We start from the raw sequence: 23,862 nt of genomic DNA, 5'->3' as shown, positions 1-23,862 counted from the left end.
GGGGGTCAGTTAAACAGCTGGAAGAAAAACAGCTTGATGCCATCCCACAGGCGGGCGAAGAAGCCGGCCTTGGCGATGTCGTCTTTTACCACCAGCGGCTCTTCATAGAGGGTTTCGCCATCAAGGGTAATGGTGAGTTTGCCCATCTGCTCGCCGGCGGCAAGCGGCGCCTTGATCACCTCGGGTATTTGCAGCTCGGCCTTGAGCTTGTCTTCAGCGCCGCGGGGGATGGTTAACGCCACCCGTTGCGCTACGCCCAGGGCCACTTCATCCAGCTTGCCGCCCCAAACGCGCGCGGTAGAGAGTACGTCGCCTGCGGCATACACCTGATGGGTTTGGTAGTAGCGAAAGCCATAGGCCAGTAGCTTCTGGGACTCGCTGGCGCGCGCTTTCTCGCTCTTGGTGCCCATCACCACGGAAATCAGGCGCATGCCATCGCGCTGGCCCGAGGCCACCAGGCAATAGCCCGCTTCATCTGTGTGGCCGGTTTTGATGCCATCTATGCTGTCGTCGGTAAACAGCAATTTATTGCGGTTGGGCTGGTTAATGCCGTTGTAGGCGAAGTACTTTTCCGAATAGAGCGCGTAGTGCTCCGGGTGATGGTTGATCAGCGCCTGTGCCAGCAGCGACAAATCCCGCGCGGTGGTGAGGTGGCCCTCGGCCGGCCAGCCGGTGCTGTTTTCATAGTGGGTGCTGGTCATGCCCAACAGCGCTGCCTGCTGGTTCATGATATCTACAAAGGCGCCTTCGCTGCCGGCCACATGCTCGGCCAGTGCCACACTTGCATCGTTACCCGATTGGATGATCACCCCGCGCAGCAGGTCGATCACCGGCACTTGGGTGCCCTCGCGGATAAACATTTTAGAGCCGCCCATGCGCCAGGCTTTTACGCTGATGTCTACCAGGTCTTGCTCGCCGATCTTGCCGCTCTCGATATCACCGGAGACGATGTAGCTGGTCATCATTTTGGTGAGGCTGGCCGGTGGCAGCTGTTCATCGGCATTGTGCTCTACCAGCACCTTGCCGGTGTCGGCATCCATCAGAATGTAGCCGGTAGATGAAATTTGCGGCGGCGAGGGAATAATGACCGGGGCAGCTAACGCCGGCAGGCAAACCGTGGCCGCCAAGGCTGCCACCGCGAATGTACGGTTGAGGGTGTTAGACATCCAAACCTTCATGAAATTTTTCGTTCCCTTTTTAGTCAATGAGTTACTGGTAAACCACGTGGGGGCGCACGCCACCCTTGCGAAATACCAGCTCGCGAATTTGCATTAAATCGTAGTTATCGGTAATCGGGCCGATGCGTACCCGGTACAGGCTGTTCTTGGTGGCCTGCGCCACAAATACCGGGTAGTGGGTTAAACCGCCCAGCTTTTCCCGCAAACTGTTGGCCGAATCTTTAGAGGAAAAGGCACCGGCCTGCAAAAAGGTGTTGGCCGGTAGCTGGTAGCCCTCCACGCTTTCCGGAAGCGGCGCTTTGTTTTCAAGGGTTTGGCCGCGCAATTTCGGCGGCTCACTGGCCGCCTGGGCCATCACCTCGGTTGAGCCATCGCGACTATTGGCCCAGGCCACCGGGTCTATAGCTTCCACCCGCACCCGCGCCGTGCCGCGCTCGGCGTAATCGAGCTTGCGCGCCGCGGCATAAGACAAATCAATAATGCGATCACCGTGGAAGGGGCCGCGATCGTTAACCCGCACAATCACACTGAGGTTGTTGTCGAGATTGGTGACTTTCACGTAGGTGGGAATGCGCAGGGTTTTATGGGCTGCGGTCATCCCGTACATGTTGTAAATCTCGCCATTGGAGGTTTGATGGCCATGGAACTTGTTGCCGTACCAGGAGGCCATGCCCTCTTCCACATAGGGCGCATCTTCAGGCAAGAGGGTGTAGGTGTTACCCAGCACCGTGTAGGGCGATTTATTTCCGGCGCTGGTGCGCGGCTCTATTTTTGGCACGGCATCGGGCACATGCGAAACATCGAGCGGCGCGCCCGGGCCGTAATCTTGCTGCACCTGGTAGCGCGAAGCCTGATACCGGTCAGATTCGCTCTGCGTGGGCTGGTTGTTACAGGCAGCCAGACCCAAGCACAGCACACTAGCCATGAAAGCCCTAAGGCATGGGCGGGAAATATTGAGGAATCGATTCATTACTTGTACTTGCGCTCAATCGCTTGCGACAGTTGGTAGGCCGCCAGGGCATACATACGGCTGCGATTATACCGGGTAATAACATAGTAGTTTTGCGTGCCAGCCCAAAATTCGGCGCCATGTTCACCGTCAAGCTTGTACAGCGTAAGCGGCTCATCGGCTGGCAGCGGCTCAATGGGGGTAAAACCGGCCTGTTTGGCAGCTTTGGTTGTGGTATCGGGTTTGAGCGTGGTGTTAAGCAGGCTTTCATTGAAGTTATCGCTCACGCGCACGCGCAGGGTGACAGGCTTACCCGCTTGCCAACCGTGCTTGGCCAGGTAATTGGCCACACTGCCGATGGCATCTACCGGGTTGGCCCAAATATCTGCAATGTTGTCGTCATCAAAATCCACGGCGTAGTTGCGAAAACTTGAGGGCATGAACTGCCCGTAACCCATGGCGCCGGCGTAAGAGCCCTTCAGCGCCAGCGGGTCTTGCTTTTGCTCTTTGGTCAGCTGCAGAAAGTGCACCAGCTCTTTGCGAAAAAATTCCGCCCGCGGCGGGTAATCGAAGGCCAGTGTCGAGAGTGCATCCAGCACGCGGTAGCTGCCCATGTTGCGCCCATAGCGGGTTTCCACGCCGATGATGGCCACAATCATCGACGCCGGCACGCCAAACTGCTGCTCGGCACGGGCCAGCGTTTCACTGTGCTCGGCCCAGAAATCCACGCCGCGATTAATGCGATCTGCGGTGAGAAATATCTTGGCGTATTCGGCCCAGGTGAGTGCCTTTTCTGCCGGCCGCGCTATGGCATCCAGAATAGATTGCTGTTTCTTAGCGCTCGCAAACCAGGTATCGAGGTCTGCCTGCGTGGCAATTTTTTCAGCCTGCATTTCTTTAATAAATGCCTGCGCCTCACTGTTGCCGCGGTAATCTGCAAAGCTTGGCTGAAACGCTGCAGCCAGCAGGGCTGCACTTAACAACTGTTTAACCATTTGTCCCTCGTTTACTACCTCTGAATGGACCCGCACCCAAAAGTGCCAGGTTGAATTTTTGCGGGCTAAAGGGTCACGCGCCGCCGCTCGGTACTGATGGCCATGAGCACACCAAAACCCGCCATGAGCGTAAGCAGCGAGGTGCCACCGTGGCTGACCAGCGGCAGCGGCACGCCCACAATGGGCAACAGGCCCGCCACCATACCCATGTTTACAAACACATACACAAATAACGTAAAAGTGAGCGCGCCGGCCAGCAGCCGGCCAAACGAATCCTGCGCTTTGACGGCTATCATAAAGCCACGCGCAATAATAAAGACATAGAGCAACATCAATAATATGACGCCCAACAAGCCGAATTCTTCGGCCAGTACCGCAATAATGAAATCCGTGTGACTTTCAGGCAGAAAGTTCAAGTGCGATTGGGTGCCGGACAACCAGCCCTTGCCCTCCAAACCGCCAGAGCCAATGGCGGTTTTGGATTGAATAATGTTCCAACCGGCGCCGAGCTTGTCGTCTTCCGGGTTCAGCAACGTCAGTACCCGCTGCTTTTGGTAGGGGTGCATCACATACTGCCACATGGGGTAGAGCGCCGAGGCCACCAACACCATGGCACCCAGGATGTAGCGCCAACCGAGGCCCGCAAAAAACAACACAATCAAGCCCGACTGCGCAATTAACAGCGACGTGCCGAGATCGGGCTGTTTTAAAATCAGCACCGTGGGCAAGGCAATTAACACCAGCGCCCAGGCGATGTGTTTGAAGGTGGGTGGCAGCACGCGGCGGGCAAGATAGGCTGCCAGCAACACAGGCACAGCAAGCTTCAGAATCTCCGACGGTTGAAAGCGAAAACCGCCAATGCCCAGCCAGCGCTGGGCCCCCTTGGCACCGGTGCCCACGGCCAAAACCAGCACCAATAAAATCAAACCGCCGGCGTACACCCAGGGCGACCAGCGCTGCATCATGGCCAGAGGAATTTGCGCCACAATGAACATGCCGATGTAGCCCAGCACAAAAAACACCGCCTGGCGTTTCACATAGTGCAGCTCGGAACCGGCGGCGCTGTAGAGCACCACCAGGCCGATACAGCTGAGCGTGAGCAGCAACACCAGCAAGGGCAAATCTATGTGCAGCGATTGCAGCACACCGGTTTTACGGCGCAAATCGGCGTGCGCCTCGGGCATGCGCCGCCTGAAATCACCACTGTTCACGGCTGCCCTCCATTGCCAAGCCATACGGAACCAGACGCCTGGGGCGCGCCTTTGAGGTAGGCATCAAATACCTTGCGCGCAATGGGTGCTGCGGTAGATGAACCGTGCTCACCGTTTTCCACCACCACTGCAACCGCAAGCTTTGGCGCCTCGGCCGGGGCAAAGGCCACAAACAGCGCGTGATCGCGCAGCCGCTCGTCAATTTTTGATGCGTCGTACTCTTCATCCTGGGCAATGCCAATCACCTGGGCGGTACCGGTTTTACCGGCAATGCGGTAATCCAGGCCGCCCTTGCGAATGCCCTGGGCCGTGCCGCGCACACCGTGCACCACGGCCTCCATGGCCTTGTCGATAATCAACCAGTCTTTGGTATCCACTTGCTGATGGCTCAATACTTCTGGCTCGTGTACCTCGTTGCCCACGCGCTGCACCAACTGGGGCCTGCGCCTGATGCCTTTATCGGCCAGCGTGGCAGTCATTACGGCCAGCTGCATGGGCGTGGCCAATACGGCGCCCTGCCCCAAGCCCACGTTCAAGCTGTCGCCAGGAAACCACGGCAGGCCCCGGGCCTTGCGCTTCCAGGCTCTGGAGGGCCAAATGCCGGTGCGTTCGTGGGGCACATCTATGCCGGATGATTGGCCCAGACCATAGTGGCTGCCGAATTCGTGCATGCGATCTATGCCCATGCGAAACGACAAATCATAAAAATACACATCGCACGATTGTTCGATGGCCGTGTGCAAGGCTACTCGCGCGCCGTGACCGCCCTTCTTCCAATCACGGTAGAAACGCTCGTCGTTTTCAAGCTGGTAGAAACCCGGGTCGCGCACGCTGTAGTTGGCATCAACCACCTTGTAGTGCAGCCCGGCCAGGGCCAACATGGGTTTCAAGGTAGAGCCCGGCGGATACTGGCCTTGCAAGGTGCGGTTAAACAGCGGCAAATCGCGGCTTTCATTGAGCGCCTTGTAATCGGCAAAGCTGATGCCGGTCACAAATAAATTGGGGTCAAAGGCAGGCGTAGACACCATCGCCACCACCCCGCCTGTGGCCACTTCAATGGCCACCACCGAGCCGCGCATATCGCCCAGCGCCTGGTGCGCCACCAGCTGTAAATCGGCATCAATGTGCAGGGTCAGGTTTTCGCCGGCTTCGGGCGGGTTGTAATCAAGCACGCGCAAGATGCGCCCACGGGCGTTAATTTCTACGTGCTGGCTGCCTACCTGGCCGAGCAACTGCGATTCGTAAAACTTCTCAAGCCCCAGCTTGCCGATGGTGTGGGTGCCGGAATAGCGGGCGTATTGTTCTTCGTCAAACCCAGCGAGCTCGCGCTCGTTAATGCGCCCTACATAACCGATACTGTGGGCAAACAACTCGCCCAGCGGGTAATGGCGCACCAGTTCGGCACTTACCTCTACACCGTCAAGCTGGTATTCATTCACCGCCAGGCGCGCAATTTCATCCTCGGTCAAACGGTAGCGCAGCGGAATGGCCTCGTAGGGGCGGCGGCGCTGTTTTACCCGTTCGCGGAAAGTGGCCAGGTCTTCGTCGTCAATGGCCACCATTTGCTGAATGCGCGCGAGGGTTTGCTCAAGATCATCGGTTTGCTCGCGCACAACGGAAAGGGTGTAACTGGGGCGGTTATCGGCCAGCAGGCGGCCGTGGCGATCGTAGATAAGGCCGCGCGTGGGCGGGATGGCCTGCACCTGCACGCGGTTGCGGTCTGAGCGGGTAACGTAATCGTCGTGTTCGATAATTTGCAGGCGGTAATAGCGCAGAAACACCACCGTGAGCAAACCCAACACCAGAACGGCAGCGACCCCAACCCGACGGGCAAAAATTCTTGCCTCGCGGTGGTGATCTTTTATTTGCAGATGGTCTGACATTCAGTCGCTGTTTTTATGGTGAAACCCGCGCAACGTTACCACAATTCACGCCACTTCTGGGTTTGAGACCGCAGCGTAAAGAAAAAATTCCGCTACTTGTGGTAGGGATGATTGGCGAGAATTGTCCAGGCGCGGTAAATCTGTTCAGACAACAACACCCGCACCAACGGGTGCGGCAGTGTTAAGCGCGAAAGCGACCAGTGCACATCGGCGCGCGCGCGGCACTCATCGGATAAGCCATCTGGCCCGCCCACCAATAACGACACATTGCCGCCATCCATTTGCCACTTGGCCAGTTGCTGGGCCAGCTGCTCGGTAGACCAGTCTTTGCCTTTGACCTCCAGGGCAATCACCCTATCGCCCTCGCCAATGGCCGCCAAAATGGCCGCCGACTCTTTGGCAATGGCATTTGCAGTTGAGCTGGATTTATTGCGCGGGCCCAAGGGAATTTCAACCAACTCCAAAGACAGCTCGCGCGGCAAGCGCTTGGCGTATTCACCGTAGGCACTTTGCACCCAATCGGGCATGCGGGTGCCCACGGCGATCAATCGGATGCGCATTATTGCTGGCGATCGCTCGGCTTCATCGACCAGAGTTTTTCCAGATCATACAGCTCGCGGGTGGCGGGCATCATCAGGTGCAATACCGTATCGCCGAAATCCACCAGCACCCACTCGGGTGCATCCATGCCCTCCACACCAATGGGGCGGATGTCGTGCTTTTTGGTTTCTTCAATGGCGTGATCGGCAAGTGATTTCACATGCCGCGACGAAGTACCGCTGGCAATAATCAGGGTGTCCATCACGTCTGACAGCTCGCGCACGTCCAGGGTTACGATATCGCGGGCCTTGGTGTCTTCCAGGGCGCTAATAATAATGTCGTTCAGGTTGTCAGCCATGGGCTACGGTTCCAGTGTTGTAAAAGCTATTGTCATCGCAGGCGGGCAGTGCCTGGGTTATTCGGGGCGCGCAGCGTACAGGTTATGGGCGCGAATGTAATCTACTACCGGTGCACTTAGCCATTGATCCACAGGCTTACCCGCCTGTAGGGCTGCGCGCACCTGGGTGGCCGAAATCGGCACCAGGGCCTCGGCCATCAGCCATACACCGCCGGCATGCCGTGCCAGTATTGCCTGCTGATCGCACTGCACCTGTAGCAGCCAATCGCCCACCGCCGTGCCGGGCCCCGGCGCGCAGGCACCGGGGCGCGCCACCACCACCAGGTTGGCAAGCGTCGTTAAACGCCGCCATTGGTGCCAGCGATTCAGCGCACAGAGCGAATCCATACCCATCACAAAGTAGAGGCCGGCATCCGGCCCGAGCTCTTCACGCAGCGCCGCCAGGCTATCCACAGTGTAAGAGGGAGTAGCGCGATCGAGTTCTCGAGTATCGAGTGTTAACTCAGGGTAGTCAGCCAGCGCCAAACGCACCAGTTCTGCACGCACCCGGGCGTCCACTTGGGGGCTCGCCCGGTGCGGCGGAATGTGCGCGGGCATCAGCCGCATCTCATCGAGTGCCAGCTGCTGGCGCACCGCCTCGGCATGGGCCAGGTGACCGAGATGAATCGGATCAAAGGTGCCGCCAAGCACCCCCAGGCGCTGCACTTACTGGCGCACCTGGCCTGTGCCGAACACAATCCATTTCTGTGAGGTCAAACCTTCAAGGCCCACCGGGCCCCGGGCGTGCAACTTATCGGTAGAAATACCGATCTCGGCGCCCAAGCCATATTCAAAACCATCGGCAAAGCGGCTGGAGGCGTTCACCATCACCGAGCTGGAATCTACCTGGCGCACAAAGGTGTGAGCGCGGCCATAGTCTTCGGTCACAATCACCTCGGTGTGGCCTGAGGAGTATTGATCAATGTGGGCCATGGCATCGGCCATGTCGGCCACCACTTTAATAGACAACACAGGTGCCAAATACTCGGTGGCCCAATCTTCATCGGTGGCCGCCTGGGCATCAATTACCGCGCGGGTTTTCTCGCAACCGCGTAACTCAACACCTTTGGCGCCATAGGCCTCAGCCAGGCGCGGCAGAATTTCAAAGGCCACACCCTCGTGTACCAGCAGGGTTTCCATGGCGTTACACACGCCGTAGCGGTGGGTTTTCGCATTCACTGCAATGTTGAACGCCATGTCGAGATCGGCGCGATCATCAATGTACACGTGGCAAATGCCGTCCAGGTGTTTGATAACGGGCACGCGGGCATCGGCGCTGATGCGCTCAATCAAGCCCTTGCCGCCACGGGGCACAATCACATCCACATAGTCTTTTTGGGTAATCAGCTCGCCAACGGCTGCGCGGTCGGTGGTTTCTACCACCTGCACGCAGTGCGCCGGCAGGCCCACCTTTTCAAGCCCGCGCGCAATACAGGCGGCGATGGCGCGGTTGGAATGAATGGCCTCACTGCCGCCACGCAAGATAGTGGCGTTGCCGGATTTCAGGCACAGGCTTGCGGCATCGATGGTCACGTTCGGGCGGCTCTCGTAAATGATGCCAATCACGCCCAACGGCACGCGCATCTTGCCGAGCTGAATGCCCGAGGGGCGATAACTCATATCGCTGATTTCACCGCAGGGGTCCGGCAGCGCGGCCACTTGGCGCAGACCCTCCATCATGCCGTCAATCACCTGCGGGGTTAGCGCCAGGCGATCGAGCATGGCGGCCTCCAGGCCGTTGGCGCGCCCGGCATCCATGTCTTTGGTATTTTCAATAGCTAACTGCTCGCGGGCGTTCGCCAGTTCATCGGCGATGGCCAGCAGGGCCGAATTCTTCAGGGCGGTGTCGGCACCGGCCAAGATGCGGCTGGCGGCCCGGGCTTGTTTACCCAGGGTGTGCATGTAGCTTTGTATATCCATTAACTTAAAAACCTTTTATTGCGGGACGCGCATTATACCGATTTTAGGGTTTGGACGAAAACCGAGGGGATTGTGGTGCCAACTTCGGCAAAACTACTCTGAACTGAGGCTATCTATCACGGTAGAGAGCCACACAAGGCGATCGGCTGGCGACAGTGGCAGTGCCTTCTGGCGGGCGCTGGCCTCAAGGGGCAGCAGTTGCAGCAGCTGCCAACCAAGGGCGTTGGCATCGGTCACCTCGGGCAGCGCGAGGCTTGCCACACTGGGGTGGGATTTAAGCTGCGACAGCACATCCAGCAGGCCATCCCAATCGTCCAGCGGCTCCTCTGAGCGCTGCTCGCCCAAACGCTCACACTGGCCTTGCACCAAGCCATCCGGCTCGGATTGATGGGCGTGAATGCGCACCACCTGGCGGCCTTCAATGGTCAGGCCCAAAAGGCCATCGGGCAATGGATCCCAATCCACTATGGCCACCTCTACCGCCAGCGGGAAGAAACTGGCCTGGCCCACTTCGGCACCCTCGTAGATTTGTGCCACCACAAAGCCCGCGCCTGCGCGCAGCTGGCGGCTGATCATCGAGAGATAGCGCTGCTCGAAAATCCGCAAGGGCAAACGCACACCGGGCAGCGGCATTTGCGAGAGCGGAAATATCGGCAACAGCTCGGTCATTTAAGCCGCCCTGGGCGCTTCGGCACCGAAGGGCTTCAACACCAAAATCAGCTTGGGCAAGAGTGTGAGGGCCGCAAGGATAGCCGCCAGCATGGCGAGCGCCGTCAACAGGCCGAAGTACACCGAAGGAATAAAGTTAGACAGCGCCAAAATCGAGAAGCCCTGAATAATAATCACCGAGGTGTAAAACAGCGCCCGGCCGATAGAGCCGTGGGCGCGATGCATCGCGGGCAGGTACTCACCGCAGGCGGCAAACTCGTGGCGGAACCTGTGCATGTAGTGAATGGTGTTATCTACACCTATGCCCACCACAATGGCAGCAATGGTGATGGTCATCATGTCCAGCGCGATGCCTGCAAGGCCCATGGCGCCCAGCACTACAGCTGCGGCCAAGAGGTTCGGCAAAATGCCCACCAAGGCCAACAAAAGGCTTCTAAACAGCAGGCTCATCATCAACGCAATACCCAGAAACACCGCGCCCAAGGTCACAATTTGCGAGTGAAACAGGCTTTGCAGCATGTTGTTGTAAAGCACCAGTACGCCCGAGAAACTCACCTGCTCGGGCGCGAAGCCCATGGTGCCGTCGGTGGCGCGAGTGCGAATTTTTTCGATCAACTCAGCCCGGCGCAGGTTCGGGTCTGTTTCTTTTACCCTTAAGGTGATGCGCGCCTGATTGTGTTCGGCCGACAGATAAGGCGCCACCAACAATTTGTAAACATTCTCTGGCAAGGATTGGCGCAACACGGCCAGTTCAAAATCGTTGAGCGGTGCCCCGTTGATATCGCGCGCCACTTTATAGGCCGTGGCCAAAGACTGCACCTTACCCACCTCGGGCAGGGTCTCCAGGTAGTCGTGCAGCTGTTCAATTTGGGTGAGGCCGGCCCCGGTAAACCAGTAGCTTTCACGGGCCTGGGTATTGGGGTTTTGCTCGGAGAATGGGTCCACCTCGGCAAAGGGATCTGCCTCAATCACGGGCTCTGGCGCATCGAAGGGATCGGGCGTGTCGAAGGCGTCTACCTCATTGAAAGGGTCTGCCGCGGCATTGTCGTCCAGCGGTTCCGACGCCGGGCCTTCAAGCAGAATGTCCAAGGTGGCGGTGCCGCCCAGGTTCTGATCGATCACAGTCATGCCCTGATAGATTTCCGTGGATGAGCGGAAGTAATCAATAAAGCGGTTTTCCACTTTCAACTGGCTGATGCCCACACCGGCTACCACTGCCAACAGCAGGGCCAGCGTGAGCACCCAGGCGCCGTAACGCTCGGTAAAGCGGGCAAAAATCAGGGTAAAGGCGGGGTTGTCGTCGGCTTTGGCTGCCGCCGCCAAGCGCGCCCGGCCAGCCCACATGAGGCCTGCGGGAATGATCACAAACGCAAGCAAGGTAGCCACAGAGAGGCCAATCACCATCATCCAGCCGAAATCCATCACCGGGCGAATGTTGCTTACCACGAGGGAGGCAAAGGCCACCATGGTGGTGAGCACGGTGTACACAATGGGCTTGAACATCAACTGTACGGTGGCTTCCACCAGCTGTTGCTGGGTTGCATCAGGCTGGTGGGCGGCCAGCTCGCGGTAGCGCACAACCAAATGAATGGTAATGGCAAGGCCAATAATCAGCAGCAATGCCACAAAGTTTGAAGAGATCACCGTCAGGCGCCAGTCTACCCAGCTCAACCAACCCAGCATGGCGAGTACCGCGCCTACGGCGGTCATCAGCGGCAACACCACAAACACCCAGTTGCGGAAGATGATGGTCATCAGCACCACAATGAAAACCAAAATAGCGGAGCCAAACACCAACAGGTCGCTCTTGATGAAGGCGATCATATCGGCGGTAATCATGGTGACACCGCCGAGATAAATCTGCGCGCCGCCTTTGTAGCCTGCCACTATAGAGCGCACCTGGGCCACGCGGGCGGCGGCCTTTTCAGCCTCGGCGGTTCGGTAGGCCAGAAACTCTGCACTTGCCTGCCGAAGCTGTTGCGCTTGTGCCGGCGTAATGCTGCCCTCGCGCGCCAGCTGGCGCAGCCGGTCGCGCTCGCGCACCAGGGCTATGTAGGTTTCATCGACGGCCAGATTTAACAGCAGCGCCGTGGTTTGGCCGTCTGGCCCAAGCAGCATCTCTTTGTAAACAGGGCTCTGCAAAAACTCCGCCCGGGCAAGCTCGCGATCCACATCCCCTTCGGCCAGGGTGGGCGGGTTGGCCAGCTCTCCCATACCTATAAGCGGGCTATAGAGCAGCGGCACATTCAAAATACTGTTGACACTCACCACGCCCTGCACTTCGGCGAGCGCATTTTGCAGCTGCTCAAGTTCTGCCAACACCGCATCAGACATCAAGGGCGCAGACGGTTTGTAGGTGACCACCAGAAAATCGCCCGACTGGTAGCGCTTGCTGATTTCGCGAAAGTAATCCACGGCAGCGTCTTGCTCCAGGGTGAGCGAATCGGCCGAGGCATCCAGCTTAAAATTGGGCAAACCAGAAGCCAGGCCCGCCAGTATCAGCACAACAAGGGCAAGCGCTGTGCGCGGGCGTAAGATAACGAGCCTGTGATACAGGCGGTATAAGAAATCAGTCATGAATAGTCTGCAGCTGTTAGCCGTCCTTGAGGCCGACATTATGGTGCCTAGCAGGCCAAATTTAAACTGGCGTTTAAATTTTATCCCCAGATGGCGCGGGCCGGTGTGTGCCTGCCCATATGGTGGTGCCCCTCACGCGTTTCAAGGCCCGGCTTGCCGCCTTGTACTAGCTGGTACGGCATTACCACTGCTGTAGATGAGCCCACCCTGCAATTGCCTGGGCAAAGCGGCAGCTATCTCATAATTTTCGGTTATAATCGCCGCTCATCGCCGTCTTGATAGACGACTCACGCGCACTGGCACTTGGTTGGCATGTATAAAATTCAGCTCAAAGGTCAATCCGGCGACTCCCATTGGGTCGCAGAAAAAAACGTGGTGCTCGGCAGCGCCGCCGATTGCACGCTGGTGGCCACCGGGGCCGAGCCCCATCACGCACGGCTGATCACCCAGAACAACCACCTGGTATTGCGCGACAACCGCAGCCAGTCGGGCAGTTTTGTGAATGGCCAGCGCGTCACCGAGCGTGAACTCTTCCCCGGCGATACCATTCGCCTGGGCACTGCCGAGCTTGTGGTGCTGGGGCCAGATGACGCCCTGGCCACCGATAACACCCACATGGCCAAACGCTGGTGCCTGGTGAGCGACTCGAGCTGGTTGTCTGGCCAGGAGTTCGTCATTGCCCCGGGTGTGTCGGCCATTGGCCGCGGCGCGCAATGTGAAATCGTCATTCCCGGCACCCACCTTTCGCGCCAACACGCCGAGTTTGAACTGCATGAAAACCAGCTGCGCATCCGCGACCTGGGCTCTGCCAACGGCAGCTTTGTAAACGACCACCGCATAGAAGCCAACCAACCCATACGCCTGGTACCGGGCGACCGCCTGCGCTTTGATGTGTACAGCTTTCGCGTAGTGGGCCCAGGCATGACCACCGGCAGTACCCGCTTGCGCCAGAGCCTGTCGGAAAGCGCCATCCGCGAGCGCAAAACCGTCTCCACAGACCCGAAACACTGGAAAACCAAGCCCACCTCCCCCGGCAACCGCGAAGAACCGGCACCCAAGAAACACGGCCACGTACTCGCCTGGTTGATTATTATTGCGCTGCTCGGCGCGGCGGGGTTTTACCTGGGCACCATTTTGAAATGGTGGGGCTAGCTCGCGAGCCTTACCCTGAATAAATAAGGCGAATCAATGGCAACACCCACCCGCTCCGCCCCTACCCGTGGCGTATTGCTCGATGCCGACAGCCTCGGCCCCGAAGACCTCAACCTGGCGCCCCTGCTCGCCACCCTGCCCCACTGGCAGTGCCATGGTGCAAGCGCACCGCACCAGGTGCACGAACGCCTGCTGAACGCAGAGATTGTAATCACCAACAAGGTAGAGCTTAACGCCGAACTTTTGGCCAGGCTGCCCAAGTTGCAGCTGGTTTGCGTGGCCGCAACCGGCACCAACAACATAGATTTAGACGCCGCCAAGCGCCAGGGTATAACCGTGTGCAATGTGGTGAACTACGGGCCGCGCTCGGTGGCGCAGCACGCCCTGATGCTGATGCTCACGCTCGCCACCAAGATGCCCGCCTACAGCCAGGCGGCGGTAAACGGCCAGTGGAGCCGCAGCCCGTTTTTCTGCCTGCTCGACTACCCCATTATGGAACTTGCCGGCAAGACCCTCGGCATTGTGGGCTATGGCGTATTGGGCCAACAGCTCGCCCAACTGGGCAGGGCACTCGGCATGGAGGTAATCATCAGCGCACGCCCGGGCAGCAAGGAGGTACCCGAGGGCCGGGTGGCATTTCACACACTGCTGGCCAGTGCCGATGTCATCTCGCTGCACTGCCCGCTCACCGAGGCCACCGCCAAGCTGATCAACGCCGCAACACTTGCCCAAATGAAACCCGGTGCGCTGCTCATCAACTGCGCGCGCGGGGGGCTGGTAGACGAACCCGCCCTGGCTGCGGCACTGCGCGCCGGCACCCTAGGTGGTGCGGGGTTAGACGTTCTGAGCCAAGAGCCACCGCCCGCCGACCACCCGCTGCTGGCAGGTGATATTCCAAACCTGATCATCACCCCTCACACCGCCTGGGCAAGCCGCGAGGCGCGCCAGAATCTGGTGGATATTCTGACCAACAACATTCAGTGCTATTTAAGCGGAGCGCCAGTAAATCGCGTGGCCTAAGGCCCGCCTTGGGCCGCCGCTATAGGGCCACACTGAGCCAATAAACACATAAAGCGAGCCCAGGTTGCGGGCTGCGGCCAATGGATGAAAGCGGTTGACGGAAAGGTTGGGGCGCACTGGCACAAGGGCCACTGCTGGGCCACAGGTTTGAAGTTCAATATTAGCCAGGTGTTGGCGCAACGCTGGGTTTTGCAACTGCTAGGTTTTGGCACTGGAAGCCACGCCGAACCTGTAATCGCGGCCGGCCCACAGAAACCCGGCAAGACCTAATACCCGCCCGCGATCTGTGTCAGCCCAGCGCCAACACCACCGCCGACACATTGTCGTCGGCACCGCGCTGCTTGGCGGCAGCGATTAACGCGCGGGCAATCACCGCAGGCGCCGCAGGCTGCGCCAGGCAGCGGCGCCAATCGGCCGAGCTCAGCGCATTCGACACTCCGTCGCTGCACAGCACATACCTGTCGCCCGGTTGCGTGCGGTGCAGGGCTGCGCTGAAATCAAACTCATCGGGCGCGCCCAGCGCGCGGGTGAGCACATGCTTTTTGGGGTGCGTGGCCGCTTGTTGCTCGCTTATTTCGCCACTGGCACGCAGGGCCTCTACGTAGGTGTGATCGCGTGTCAGGCGTGCCAATACTTGCTCACGCCAGCGGTAGCAGCGTGAATCGCCAGCGTGTAACAGGGCAAGATGGTCAGCCCAGGCGAAACCACACAATAACGTAGTGCCCATGCGTGCCAGCTGGGGCTGGGCGGCCTGCTCTGAATAAATGCGCGCATTGGCGGCGCGGGCAGCTTGCAACAAGTGCTCTAGCACGGCGTCGTTATCAGCGTTCAGTGCGGTGGGCAGCCAGCCCTGCAAGCGGTAGAGAAATACCTCCAGGGCAAGCGTGCTGGCCACTTCACCGCCGGTGTAACCACCCATGCCATCGGCCACCAAGCCCAGGGCCCACTGCTTGGCAGGATCTTGCAGCCAATCTACGGCGTCTTCATTGTGATCGCGCCCGCCTCTGTCTGTATGCCCGCCCACCTGCACCTGCATTAGCCGCTCTCCCGGTTTTGCAAGGCATGCATCAAACGCTGGTGCACACCGCCAAACCCGCCATTGCTCATAATCACAATATGGCTGTTAGGCGCCGCCAGCGCCACCAAGCGCTCAACCAAAGCCTGATGATCGGCCACCACCTCAGCCGGCACGCCAGATTCGCCCGCCACCGTGTGCAAATCCCAATCTACCCCTGGCGGCTGGAACCAGATCACCCGGCTTGCATCGCTGGCAGCGGCAGCCAGGCTCGCCCTGTGCACGCCCGCGCGCATGGTGTTCGAGCGCGGTTCAACCACGGCCACAATGGGCGCCTCGCCCACCTTGGCCCGAAGGCCTGCAAGCGTGGTTTTTATGGCCGTGGGGTGATGGGCGAAATCGTCGTACACCCGGCAGCCGTCTACCTCGCCTAATAACTCCATACGCCGCTTTACACCGGCAAACCCGTTCAGTGCTGCCAGTGCTACATCGGGCGTGACGCCCACGTGGTGGGCGGCGGCAACGGCGGCCAGGCCATTTTGCACATTGTGCAAGCCCGTGTGCGGCCAGTGCACTTCGCCTACCGCCTCCCCCTGATGGCTTACGCGAAAGTGCGAACCGGCCTCATCCAGCAGCGTGTACTGCCAGTGCGCGGCCGAGCCGCTGGCGCCGGTGCTTTGCTGTTCACTCCAACACCCCTGGGTCAACACCCGTGCCAGATTGGCGTCGGCTGCCGGCGCAATAATGCGCCCATGGGCCGGCACCGTGCGCACCAAATGGTGGAATTGCCGCTCAATGGCCGCAAGGTCCGGGAAGATATCTGCGTGATCGAATTCCAGATTATTCAAGATGCAGGTACGGGCACGGTAGTGCACGAACTTGGAGCGCTTATCAAAGAAAGCGCTGTCGTACTCATCGGCCTCCACCACAAAAAACGGGCTATCGCCGAGCCGTGCAGACACGCCAAAGTTGGCCGGCACCCCGCCAATGAGAAAGCCCGGCGCCATGCCGGCGTATTCCAGCACCCAGGCCAGCATGGCGCTGGTGGTGGTTTTGCCGTGGGTGCCGGCCACCGCCAGCACCCAGCGCTCGTCGAGCAGGTGATCGCGTAAAAACTGCGGGCCAGAGGTATAGGGAATGGTGGTTTCCAAAAGCGCTTCCACCACCGGGTTGCCCCGGCTCATGGCGTTACCCACCACCACCAAATCGGGCGCAGGCGTTAACTGGCTGGGGGCAAAGCCTTCAATCACATCGATGCCGGCCTGCATAAGCTGATCGCTCATGGGCGGGTAGACATTGGCATCGCAGCCACTCACCCGGTGGCCCTGGGCTTTTGCCAGTTGCGCCAACGAGCCCATAAACGTGCCGCAAATACCCAGAATGTGAACGTGCATAACTGCCTTGTGTGTGCTGTTAATAAATTGCCGAAGCTTAACACGCACCCATGAACTAACCTATGCCGAGGGCGTGTGCACAACGCAGAATCCACGGCGTTGGGCGCGATTTTTCACTGCATTCACGGGGCAACTCCAGTATCATGCGGCCCCACCAAGCGGCACAGATCGCATAGAGATCGCACAGACGATCCACCTTCAACACGAGACGACGAGAACCCACTTCATGGCTAAGAAAAATGCCTTTTACGCACAATCTGGCGGAGTGACAGCAGTCATCAATGCCAGTGCCTGCGGCGTAATTGAAACCGCGCGCCTGCACAAAGATACCATCGGCAAAGTTTACGCCGGCCACAACGGCATTATTGGTGCACTGCGCGAAGAATTGATCGACACCAGCAAAGAAACGCCCAGCACCATCGCCGCCTTGCGGCACACTCCCTCGGGCGCCTTTGGCTCCTGCCGCTACAAACTTAAAAGCCTTGAGCAAAACCGCGCCGAATACGAGCGCCTGATTGAAGTCTTCAAGGCCCACAACATCGGTTACTTCTTTTACAACGGCGGCGGCGATTCAGCCGATACCTGCCTGAAAGTAAGCCAGCTGTCTGAAACCATGGGCTACCCCATTCAGGCCATCCACATTCCGAAAACCGTGGATAACGACCTGCCGCTCACAGACAACTGCCCGGGCTTTGGCTCTGTTGCCAAATACGTGGCGGTGTCCATTAAAGAGGCGGGGCTTGATGTGGCCTCTATGTGCGATTCATCCACCAAAGTTTTTATTCTTGAAGTGATGGGCCGCCACGCCGGCTGGATTGCCGCCGCCGGCGGCTTGGCGGCACAAGAAGAGGGCGATGCCCCGCACATTATTCTGTTTCCGGAAATCGCCTTCGATAAAGCCAAGTTCCTAAAGCGCGTTGATGAGTGCGTGAAGAAATTCGGCTATTGCGCCATTGTGGCCTCGGAGGGTGCGCAATACGCCGACGGCAGCTTCCTGGCAGACTCCGGCACCGTGGATGCCTTCGGCCACAAGCAGCTGGGCGGCGTGGCCCCCACACTGGCCAGCATGGTGCGCAGTGAGCTGGGGCTTAAATACCACTGGGCACTGGCCGACTACCTGCAGCGCGCGGCCCGCCACATTGCCTCGGGTACCGATGTAGAGCAGGCCTATGCCGTGGGCAAAGCCGCCGTGGAAATGGCCGTGGCCGGCAAAAGCGGCGTGATGGCGGCCATTGTGCGCGGCAAGGGCAAACGCTACAGCTGGAGCATCAGCGATGCCCCGCTAGATAAGGTGGCCAATGTCGAGCGCATGATGCCGCGCGATTTCATCACCAAAGACGGCTTTGGCATCACCGAAAAAGCGCGCGAGTATTTAGCCCCGTTAATTCAGGGCGAAGACTACCCGCCCTACAAAAACGGCATGCCCGTTTACGCGCGCTTGAAAAAGGTAAAAGTGGCCAAGAAACTTGCCACCGAATTCAAGGTGTAGGGCTCGCCTTGCACGCTAATCCAAAGTCTATCCACACGGCCCCGCCCCGGCGGGGCCGTGTTGTTTCAAGCAGTTTATTTTGCCTGCCCCCAAATGGCCTCTAGCCTGCGATCGCGCCCGCAGCCATGGCGGTAGTAGCGATAGCGCAAAGGGTTTTTCAGATAGTAATCCTGGTGGTAGGCCTCGGCGGGGTAAAAGGTGGCGTAGGGCTCTAGGGTGGTCACTATGGGTGCCTCAAACTTGGGTTGCAGCGCCTCTATGCTCGCACGGGCTGCGTCGCGCTGGGCGGCATCTTTAAAAAAGACTGCCACGCGGTATTGGCTGCCCTTATCGCAAAACTGGCCATTGGCATCAAAGGGATCCACATTGCGCCAAAACACCGCCAAAAGATCTTCATAGCTCACCTGGGTCGGGTCAAAAATCACCTGCACCACTTCCGCATGGCCGGTGCCCCCGGCGGCTACCTGTTTATAGGTGGGCGATTTTACGTGGCCGCCCATGTAGCCCGAAGTGGTAGAGATCACGCCCGGTAAATCGTCGAAGGGCTTTTCCATACACCAAAAGCAACCTCCGGCAAACACCGCCTCAGCGCGGGCGGGCAACTCGCGCGCCAGAGGTGCATCATCAGCCCGCGCACCGCCTGCGCATCCCGCCCACAACACCATGGCCATCAACAGCTGAATTATCGGGAAAGGTCGCCCAGGGTGTGCCTGTATCATTCGCTGCTCCAATTAAATTACCTGTTAAAAATTCCCAATGGCGGCTTATCTTAATGCCGCCTGCCTTAGAGTGGGCGTGTGGCTTGATGTTACGGGCAGCGTTAAACATTCACACGGCCACTCAAATCACCTAAGGTACAGGCGTGGGCTACAGGCGTAGGTACAGGTACAGGCGTAGGTACAACAGGCGTGGGGTACACGCGGGGAAATAACCAGTCAACAGCAGGCCCGTGACCCAAGCGCACTAAGGCTACCCGCAAAAGGGCGGGTCAGGCACCCCAAAGCACAATAATGATTGACCGCAGCGCAGCCCTTAGGCACATTTTTACGCGCAATGCCCACAAAGGTTTTTGGCCCACCAAAATTTATTAAGGCAGCGAATGCAGGCCCGGCAGCGAACAACAACAATTATTACCCTCTGCGTGCTTACCGCAGCCGCGGTGATGGGCAGCTATTTTTTGCGCGCAGCCATTCACCAGCAGCTGCAGGCCGAGCTGGAGCACCGCCTGCTTATTGCCAATAACGCCATGCACCGCTGGCGCGACACAGAATTGCGCCAGGTCAGTACGTGGGCACAACACCCAAGGGTGGCCGCCCTCGTTCAGGCACTGCTTGACGCCGACACCCAAAGCCCACCGGGTAATTCAGCTGCAAAACACGACGCTCTCAAAACACTGTTCACACCCTTTTTGCGCGTGAGCCCCAATCGCGGCTTTATTGTTATTCGCCCCGACAAAACCCTGCTAAGCGCCGATCGCCCAGAGCTGATTGGCCTGCCCTCGCCCCTTGTTAGCCAGCCACACGCCTTTCAACAAGCCCTGGCGGGCGAGGCCGTTATTACCCACCCCATGCGTGCAGACCTGCCGCTGAAAAATCGCGCCGGGCGCAGCGTCAGCGGCTGGCCCACCCAATTTGGCCTGGCCCCCATCGCCAATGCAGAGGGTGAAATTATCGCCCTGCTGGGCTTGCGCATCGATGTGCTGGCCGACTTTACACCACTGCTTTCACAGTTGAACTTCGGGCAAAGCGGCGAAGTTATTATGTTTAACCGCGCGGGCAAACTGCTGAGCGAAAGCCGCTTTTTAAATGATCTGCCGGCGCTGGGATTAACGCAGCGATCGACCTCGGTGCTTGAGCTGTCACTGCTAGACCCTCTGCGCGACCTGCGCGAAAGGCCCAAAGGGTTGATAGAGCCGGCCGATTTACCGCTCACCCAAACGGTGCAATCGGCTATTGCCAATGGCCGCGGTGCCAATTTATCGGGCTACCGCGATTACCGCGGCATCACCGTAGTAGGCGCCTGGCTTTGGGATGACGAGCTCAACCTGGGCTTCGGCGTAAAGATGGATGCAGAGGAAGCCCTGCACAGTTACCACCTCTTTATGTGGGTACTGCTGCTGATTACCGGCATCAGTGTGGTCATCATTTTGTACCTCACCATTACCGATAAACTCAGCAAGCAAAAAATCAAGCAGTACTACCGTGAAAAGTCGTCCATTTTAGATAACACGCCGGCGTTTATTTATATTCGCGATTTACATGGCCGGGTGCTGTTTGCCAACAGCGAAGCCGCCGACGTGTTTGGTTTTGATCGCAGGCTTCTCCCGCTGTGGGCGGCCGAACAATCTGCCAGCAAACACCTGCCCTTTCACCGTGAACTCTTGAGCCAACGCCACCAGTTGTTTATTGATCAGGAAGACGATGTGCTCTTGCGCGATAAAGACGCCTTCACCTACGAGGCCATGCTGCAAGACGACACAAAAAAACGTACGTTTATCATCACCAAATTCCCCATTCGCAACGACCGGGGAGTAATTTACGCCATTGGTACCAGCGGCATAGACATCACCCAGCGCCTTGAAACCGAGCAACAGCTCAACGAACGCGACCGCTTTCAAGCCAACCTTATGGGCAACCTTCCAGGCGCGGTATACCGCTGCAAGCTAGGCCCCACCGGCTGGGAGATCACCTACATCAGCCATGGCAGCATAGAATTACTGGGCAAGAGTTCGAGCACACTCATCGAGCAGCAAACCACCTTTTTCAAAGACATCGTATTCAGCGAAGATCGCGCCCGCACCAACGAACGCATTCGGTCATCGCTCACCAGCGGCTTGCCCTACCAGCTGGAATTTCGCTTGGCAAACACCTCGCCCACCAAATGGCTTTGGGCCAGGGGCCGCATATTTGAAGTCAACGGCGAAGTCATTACCGAAGGCTTTTTATCGGACATTACCGAGCGCAAAAACGTAGAGGAAGAGCTGGCTGCCCACAGGCGTCAACTGTCTTCACTGGTTACCGAGCGCACGCGGGAGCTGGATCGCGAGCGCGAACGGCTAAATGATATTATCCGTGGGGCCGCCGACGGCATTATTTCCTGCAACAACCTCTATACCATTACCCTGTATAGCCCCGCGGCCCAATTGCTTTTGGGCTACAGTCAGGAAGACGCCATAGGCCGCAGTATTTTCGAATGCTTCAGCCCCGCCAATGCAAAACTGCTGCGCGCAGATCTCGAATTGCTGGATAACATGGAGCCACCGCAAGCGGCCCGTGAAATTGATTTGATACATCAATCCGGCCAAACGGTGCGGGCAGAGATTTCTATCAGCCGCAACACCACCCACGGGCTTGTGAACTACACCTTTATTTTGCGCGATGTAACCGTGCGCCTGGAACAACAGCAAGCACTGGAAACAGCCAAGCGCGTGGCAGAGGAAGCCAACCAGGCAAAGTCGAACTTCTTGGCCAACATCAGCCACGAAATTCGCACCCCCTTAAACGCCATTATTGGCATGAACCAACTGGCGCTGCGCACCAAGCTCGACGGTAAACAGTCGCGCTACCTGAAAACCATCGAGTATTCATCGCATACCCTGCTCGGCATTATCAACGACGTACTGGATTTCTCTAAAATTGAGGCGGGCAAACTGGAAATAGAAAACATTCCCTTCAACCTTGAAAGTTCGCTTGAAGCCATCAGCCAGATGACGGCGTTGCGCGCACAGGAAAAGGGCGTAGATTTCTTGCTCGACATAGACCCAAGAGTACCCGCCAACCTCTACGGCGACCCACTGCGCATCAGCCAGATTCTCACCAACCTTTGCTCAAACGCCACTAAATTTACCGAGCGAGGCCACATTACCCTGGGCACCAAATTTGTCCGGGCAGAAAGCGCCCAGGTGACGCTGGAATTTTTTGTAGCCGATACCGGCATCGGCCTTACGCAGGATCAGCAAGCACAATTGTTCAAGGCCTTTTCCCAGGCCGATGCGAGCGTAACCCGCAAGTACGGCGGCACGGGTCTGGGCCTTAGCATTTGCAAGGAGCTGGTAAACCTGATGGGCGGCAGCATTTTGGTTGAAAGCCAGCCCAACCGCGGCAGCCGCTTCAGCTTTCAGCTGACCTTTACCTGTGATGAAGAACACGGCACCCAGGCACGCGGGCCAGACCAACTGCGCGGGCTTTCTATATTGCTGGTGGAAACCGAAGCGCAAACCACAGATATTTTGCAGTTATTACTTGGCGAATCAGATCATCAACTGGTGACTTGCCAAAGCGGTGAGCAAGCATTGGTAAAGCTCAACGACGGCCAAAAATTCGACATAGTGTTATTAGACTGGCAACAATCAGGTGTGGCTGGCACCGATTTAATTACCCAAATTGATGCCGCAAGCAACGGCCAGCGCCCACCAATTATTGTAATGCTAAACGCCGAGCAGCAGGCACAATCTTCGGATATGGCGCGCGATGCCGGCGCCGACGCGTTGCTGTTTAAGCCCGTGAGCGGCTCTGAACTGTGGGACGCACTGACCCAGCTCACACTGCCTGCCAACAATCGCAAACTCGCCCGCCCCTCAGCCATTACCAGCTTAAGCGTGCCAGAGAAATTTCGCGGCGCCCGCATTCTGATTGTGGAAGACAACGATATCAATCAGGAAATCGCCCGCGAAATTTTTGAAACCGCAGGCTTTGATGTAAGCCTTGCCGGTGACGGCCAGGCTGCGGTTAACAAAGTCACACAACACACCTTTGATCTGGTGCTCATGGATATTCAAATGCCGGTGATGGATGGCGAATCGGCCACCCAACTACTGCGCGCCAAAGGCTACACCCTGCCCATTATTGCCATGACTGCCAACGCCTTCCGTGACGACGAGCAGCGCTGCCTGAGCAACGGCATGAACGCCTACCTGACCAAGCCCATTAATATTGAAAATGCGCTGGCCACCGTCTGCCACTGGCTGGCCAAACACGGTTGTGAGGCACCTGCCACCAGCCACACCGGCACCACCGAACCCCACATTGATCAAACAGCTGCGGCTGCAGTGTTTAACCACACAGACAACACACTACCCGGGCTGGATACCCGGCGCGGGCTCACCAATTGCACCGGCAATGAAGAACTGTACCTGCGCCTGTTGGAAGATTTTGTGGCCAGCTACCAGGATTTGCTGCCCTCACTTGACCAACTGCTGCAAGCACAGCTTTACCATAAGGCGCACCAGTTAACCCATTCGCTGAAAGGTGTTTCCGGCAACCTGGGTGCCCAGCGGGTCTATGAGGCCTGCACCCAGCTCGACAACAACTTGCGCAAAGCCAAGCCGGAGCTGGCCAAAATTCCCGCCCAATTTTTCTCGCTAACCAAGGCTTGGGAGCAACTGCTCAACAACCTGAAAACCCTGGGCGTGAATACCACCGCAGATGTAAAGTAACCACCGGCGATCTGCATGTACCCCAGCCTGTAGAGCAAG

At 58.2% G+C, this 23,862-nt stretch carries 18 protein-coding genes; 4 read left to right on the top strand and 14 right to left on the bottom strand.

From position 1 onward, the window contains the following. Nucleotides 1–5 precede the first annotated feature (5 nt). The 11 genes from L1F30_RS03950 to L1F30_RS03900 all read right to left on the bottom strand — a co-directional run bounded on the left by L1F30_RS03950 (nucleotide 6) and on the right by L1F30_RS03900 (nucleotide 12,319). On the bottom strand, nucleotides 6–1,166 hold the full coding sequence (locus L1F30_RS03950) for a D-alanyl-D-alanine carboxypeptidase family protein (protein ID WP_371922657.1): 1,161 nt from the start codon (nucleotides 1,164–1,166) through the stop codon (nucleotides 6–8). Between the two features lie 43 nt (nucleotides 1,167–1,209). Next, nucleotides 1,210–2,103, bottom strand: a complete 894-nt coding sequence (locus L1F30_RS03945; RefSeq protein WP_305879919.1) for a septal ring lytic transglycosylase RlpA family protein — start codon at nucleotides 2,101–2,103, stop codon at nucleotides 1,210–1,212. Nucleotides 2,104–2,147: 44 nt separating this feature from the next. After that, nucleotides 2,148–3,122 (bottom strand): lytic murein transglycosylase B, encoded by a 975-nt coding sequence (mltB, locus tag L1F30_RS03940; protein ID WP_253359683.1) that lies wholly within the window; start codon nucleotides 3,120–3,122, stop codon nucleotides 2,148–2,150. Nucleotides 3,123–3,187: 65 nt separating this feature from the next. Beyond that, nucleotides 3,188–4,333, bottom strand: a complete 1,146-nt coding sequence (rodA, locus tag L1F30_RS03935; RefSeq protein ID WP_253359681.1) for a rod shape-determining protein RodA — start codon at nucleotides 4,331–4,333, stop codon at nucleotides 3,188–3,190. Further along, nucleotides 4,330–6,216, bottom strand: a complete 1,887-nt coding sequence (gene mrdA / locus L1F30_RS03930) for a penicillin-binding protein 2 (RefSeq protein WP_253359679.1) — start codon at nucleotides 6,214–6,216, stop codon at nucleotides 4,330–4,332. Before mrdA ends, rodA begins: the two co-directional genes overlap by 4 nt. A 92-nt stretch (nucleotides 6,217–6,308) precedes the next feature. Continuing rightward, nucleotides 6,309–6,776, bottom strand: coding sequence for a 23S rRNA (pseudouridine(1915)-N(3))-methyltransferase RlmH (rlmH, locus tag L1F30_RS03925; protein ID WP_253359677.1), 468 nt, complete (start codon nucleotides 6,774–6,776; stop codon nucleotides 6,309–6,311). After that, nucleotides 6,776–7,114 carry a ribosome silencing factor gene (gene rsfS / locus L1F30_RS03920; RefSeq protein WP_253359676.1) on the bottom strand — a complete coding sequence of 113 codons (339 nt, stop codon included), beginning with the start codon at nucleotides 7,112–7,114 and terminating at the stop codon, nucleotides 6,776–6,778. Before rsfS ends, rlmH begins: the two co-directional genes overlap by 1 nt. A 57-nt stretch (nucleotides 7,115–7,171) precedes the next feature. Beyond that, nucleotides 7,172–7,819, bottom strand: a complete 648-nt coding sequence (gene nadD, locus L1F30_RS03915) for a nicotinate-nucleotide adenylyltransferase (protein ID WP_253359674.1) — start codon at nucleotides 7,817–7,819, stop codon at nucleotides 7,172–7,174. After that, a complete protein-coding gene (locus tag L1F30_RS03910) occupies nucleotides 7,820–9,073 on the bottom strand; it encodes a glutamate-5-semialdehyde dehydrogenase (RefSeq protein WP_253359672.1) in 1,254 nt (417 codons plus the stop codon). Nucleotides 9,074–9,166: 93 nt separating this feature from the next. Then, nucleotides 9,167–9,742: an LON peptidase substrate-binding domain-containing protein gene (locus tag L1F30_RS03905; RefSeq protein WP_253359670.1), complete on the bottom strand. Its 576-nt coding sequence runs from the start codon at nucleotides 9,740–9,742 to the stop codon at nucleotides 9,167–9,169. Beyond that, nucleotides 9,743–12,319, bottom strand: coding sequence for an RND family transporter (locus L1F30_RS03900; protein ID WP_253359662.1), 2,577 nt, complete (start codon nucleotides 12,317–12,319; stop codon nucleotides 9,743–9,745). Between the two features lie 312 nt (nucleotides 12,320–12,631). Here L1F30_RS03900 and L1F30_RS03895 point away from each other — a divergent pair, with 312 nt between their 5' ends. Then, nucleotides 12,632–13,471: an FHA domain-containing protein gene (locus L1F30_RS03895; protein ID WP_253359661.1), complete on the top strand. Its 840-nt coding sequence runs from the start codon at nucleotides 12,632–12,634 to the stop codon at nucleotides 13,469–13,471. A 36-nt stretch (nucleotides 13,472–13,507) separates the two neighbouring features. Continuing rightward, a complete protein-coding gene (locus L1F30_RS03890) occupies nucleotides 13,508–14,491 on the top strand; it encodes a 2-hydroxyacid dehydrogenase (RefSeq protein WP_253359659.1) in 984 nt (327 codons plus the stop codon). A gap of 289 nt (nucleotides 14,492–14,780) precedes the next feature. Here the strand turns inward: L1F30_RS03890 and L1F30_RS03885 are convergent, their stop codons facing one another. Together L1F30_RS03885 and mpl are read right to left on the bottom strand one after the other, a co-directional pair. Next, on the bottom strand, nucleotides 14,781–15,527 hold the full coding sequence (locus tag L1F30_RS03885) for a PP2C family serine/threonine-protein phosphatase (RefSeq protein WP_253359657.1): 747 nt from the start codon (nucleotides 15,525–15,527) through the stop codon (nucleotides 14,781–14,783). Further along, nucleotides 15,527–16,900, bottom strand: a complete 1,374-nt coding sequence (gene mpl / locus L1F30_RS03880) for a UDP-N-acetylmuramate:L-alanyl-gamma-D-glutamyl-meso-diaminopimelate ligase (RefSeq protein WP_253359655.1) — start codon at nucleotides 16,898–16,900, stop codon at nucleotides 15,527–15,529. Before mpl ends, L1F30_RS03885 begins: the two co-directional genes overlap by 1 nt. A 226-nt stretch (nucleotides 16,901–17,126) precedes the next feature. Here mpl and L1F30_RS03875 point away from each other — a divergent pair, with 226 nt between their 5' ends. Then, the gene (locus L1F30_RS03875; RefSeq protein WP_253359653.1) at nucleotides 17,127–18,389 is read left to right on the top strand and encodes a 6-phosphofructokinase; all 1,263 of its coding nucleotides are present in this window, start codon (nucleotides 17,127–17,129) and stop codon (nucleotides 18,387–18,389) included. A 74-nt stretch (nucleotides 18,390–18,463) separates the two neighbouring features. Here the strand turns inward: L1F30_RS03875 and msrA are convergent, their stop codons facing one another. After that, nucleotides 18,464–19,108, bottom strand: coding sequence for a peptide-methionine (S)-S-oxide reductase MsrA (gene msrA, locus L1F30_RS03870; RefSeq protein WP_253359651.1), 645 nt, complete (start codon nucleotides 19,106–19,108; stop codon nucleotides 18,464–18,466). Between the two features lie 380 nt (nucleotides 19,109–19,488). Here msrA and L1F30_RS03865 point away from each other — a divergent pair, with 380 nt between their 5' ends. Further along, nucleotides 19,489–23,823 carry a response regulator gene (locus tag L1F30_RS03865; protein WP_253359649.1) on the top strand — a complete coding sequence of 1,445 codons (4,335 nt, stop codon included), beginning with the start codon at nucleotides 19,489–19,491 and terminating at the stop codon, nucleotides 23,821–23,823. Nucleotides 23,824–23,862 lie beyond the last annotated feature (39 nt).

The organism is Simiduia sp. 21SJ11W-1, assembly GCF_024138675.1.
Taxonomy (GTDB): domain Bacteria; phylum Pseudomonadota; class Gammaproteobacteria; order Pseudomonadales; family Cellvibrionaceae; genus Simiduia.
The sequence above is the reverse complement of the archived record's forward strand: the minus strand, read 5'-3'. Positions and strand labels throughout refer to the sequence as shown.

What these genes read in the sequence shown, in the direction of transcription:
- L1F30_RS03950 (WP_371922657.1), bottom strand. Translation starts at nt 1,166, where the DNA reads ATGTCTAACACCCTCAACCGTACATTCGCGGTGGCAGCCTTGGCGGCC.
- L1F30_RS03945 (WP_305879919.1), bottom strand. Translation starts at nt 2,103, where the DNA reads ATGGCTAGTGTGCTGTGCTTGGGTCTGGCTGCCTGTAACAACCAGCCC.
- mltB (WP_253359683.1), bottom strand. Translation starts at nt 3,122, where the DNA reads ATGGTTAAACAGTTGTTAAGTGCAGCCCTGCTGGCTGCAGCGTTTCAG.
- mrdA (WP_253359679.1), bottom strand. Translation starts at nt 6,216, where the DNA reads ATGTCAGACCATCTGCAAATAAAAGATCACCACCGCGAGGCAAGAATT.
- rlmH (WP_253359677.1), bottom strand. Translation starts at nt 6,776, where the DNA reads ATGCGCATCCGATTGATCGCCGTGGGCACCCGCATGCCCGATTGGGTG.
- rsfS (WP_253359676.1), bottom strand. Translation starts at nt 7,114, where the DNA reads ATGGCTGACAACCTGAACGACATTATTATTAGCGCCCTGGAAGACACC.
- L1F30_RS03910 (WP_253359672.1), bottom strand. Translation starts at nt 9,073, where the DNA reads ATGGATATACAAAGCTACATGCACACCCTGGGTAAACAAGCCCGGGCC.
- L1F30_RS03905 (WP_253359670.1), bottom strand. Translation starts at nt 9,742, where the DNA reads ATGACCGAGCTGTTGCCGATATTTCCGCTCTCGCAAATGCCGCTGCCC.
- L1F30_RS03900 (WP_253359662.1), bottom strand. Translation starts at nt 12,319, where the DNA reads ATGACTGATTTCTTATACCGCCTGTATCACAGGCTCGTTATCTTACGC.
- L1F30_RS03895 (WP_253359661.1), top strand. Translation starts at nt 12,632, where the DNA reads ATGTATAAAATTCAGCTCAAAGGTCAATCCGGCGACTCCCATTGGGTC.
- L1F30_RS03890 (WP_253359659.1), top strand. Translation starts at nt 13,508, where the DNA reads ATGGCAACACCCACCCGCTCCGCCCCTACCCGTGGCGTATTGCTCGAT.
- L1F30_RS03885 (WP_253359657.1), bottom strand. Translation starts at nt 15,527, where the DNA reads ATGCAGGTGCAGGTGGGCGGGCATACAGACAGAGGCGGGCGCGATCAC.
- mpl (WP_253359655.1), bottom strand. Translation starts at nt 16,900, where the DNA reads ATGCACGTTCACATTCTGGGTATTTGCGGCACGTTTATGGGCTCGTTG.
- L1F30_RS03875 (WP_253359653.1), top strand. Translation starts at nt 17,127, where the DNA reads ATGGCTAAGAAAAATGCCTTTTACGCACAATCTGGCGGAGTGACAGCA.
- msrA (WP_253359651.1), bottom strand. Translation starts at nt 19,108, where the DNA reads ATGATACAGGCACACCCTGGGCGACCTTTCCCGATAATTCAGCTGTTG.
- L1F30_RS03865 (WP_253359649.1), top strand. Translation starts at nt 19,489, where the DNA reads ATGCAGGCCCGGCAGCGAACAACAACAATTATTACCCTCTGCGTGCTT.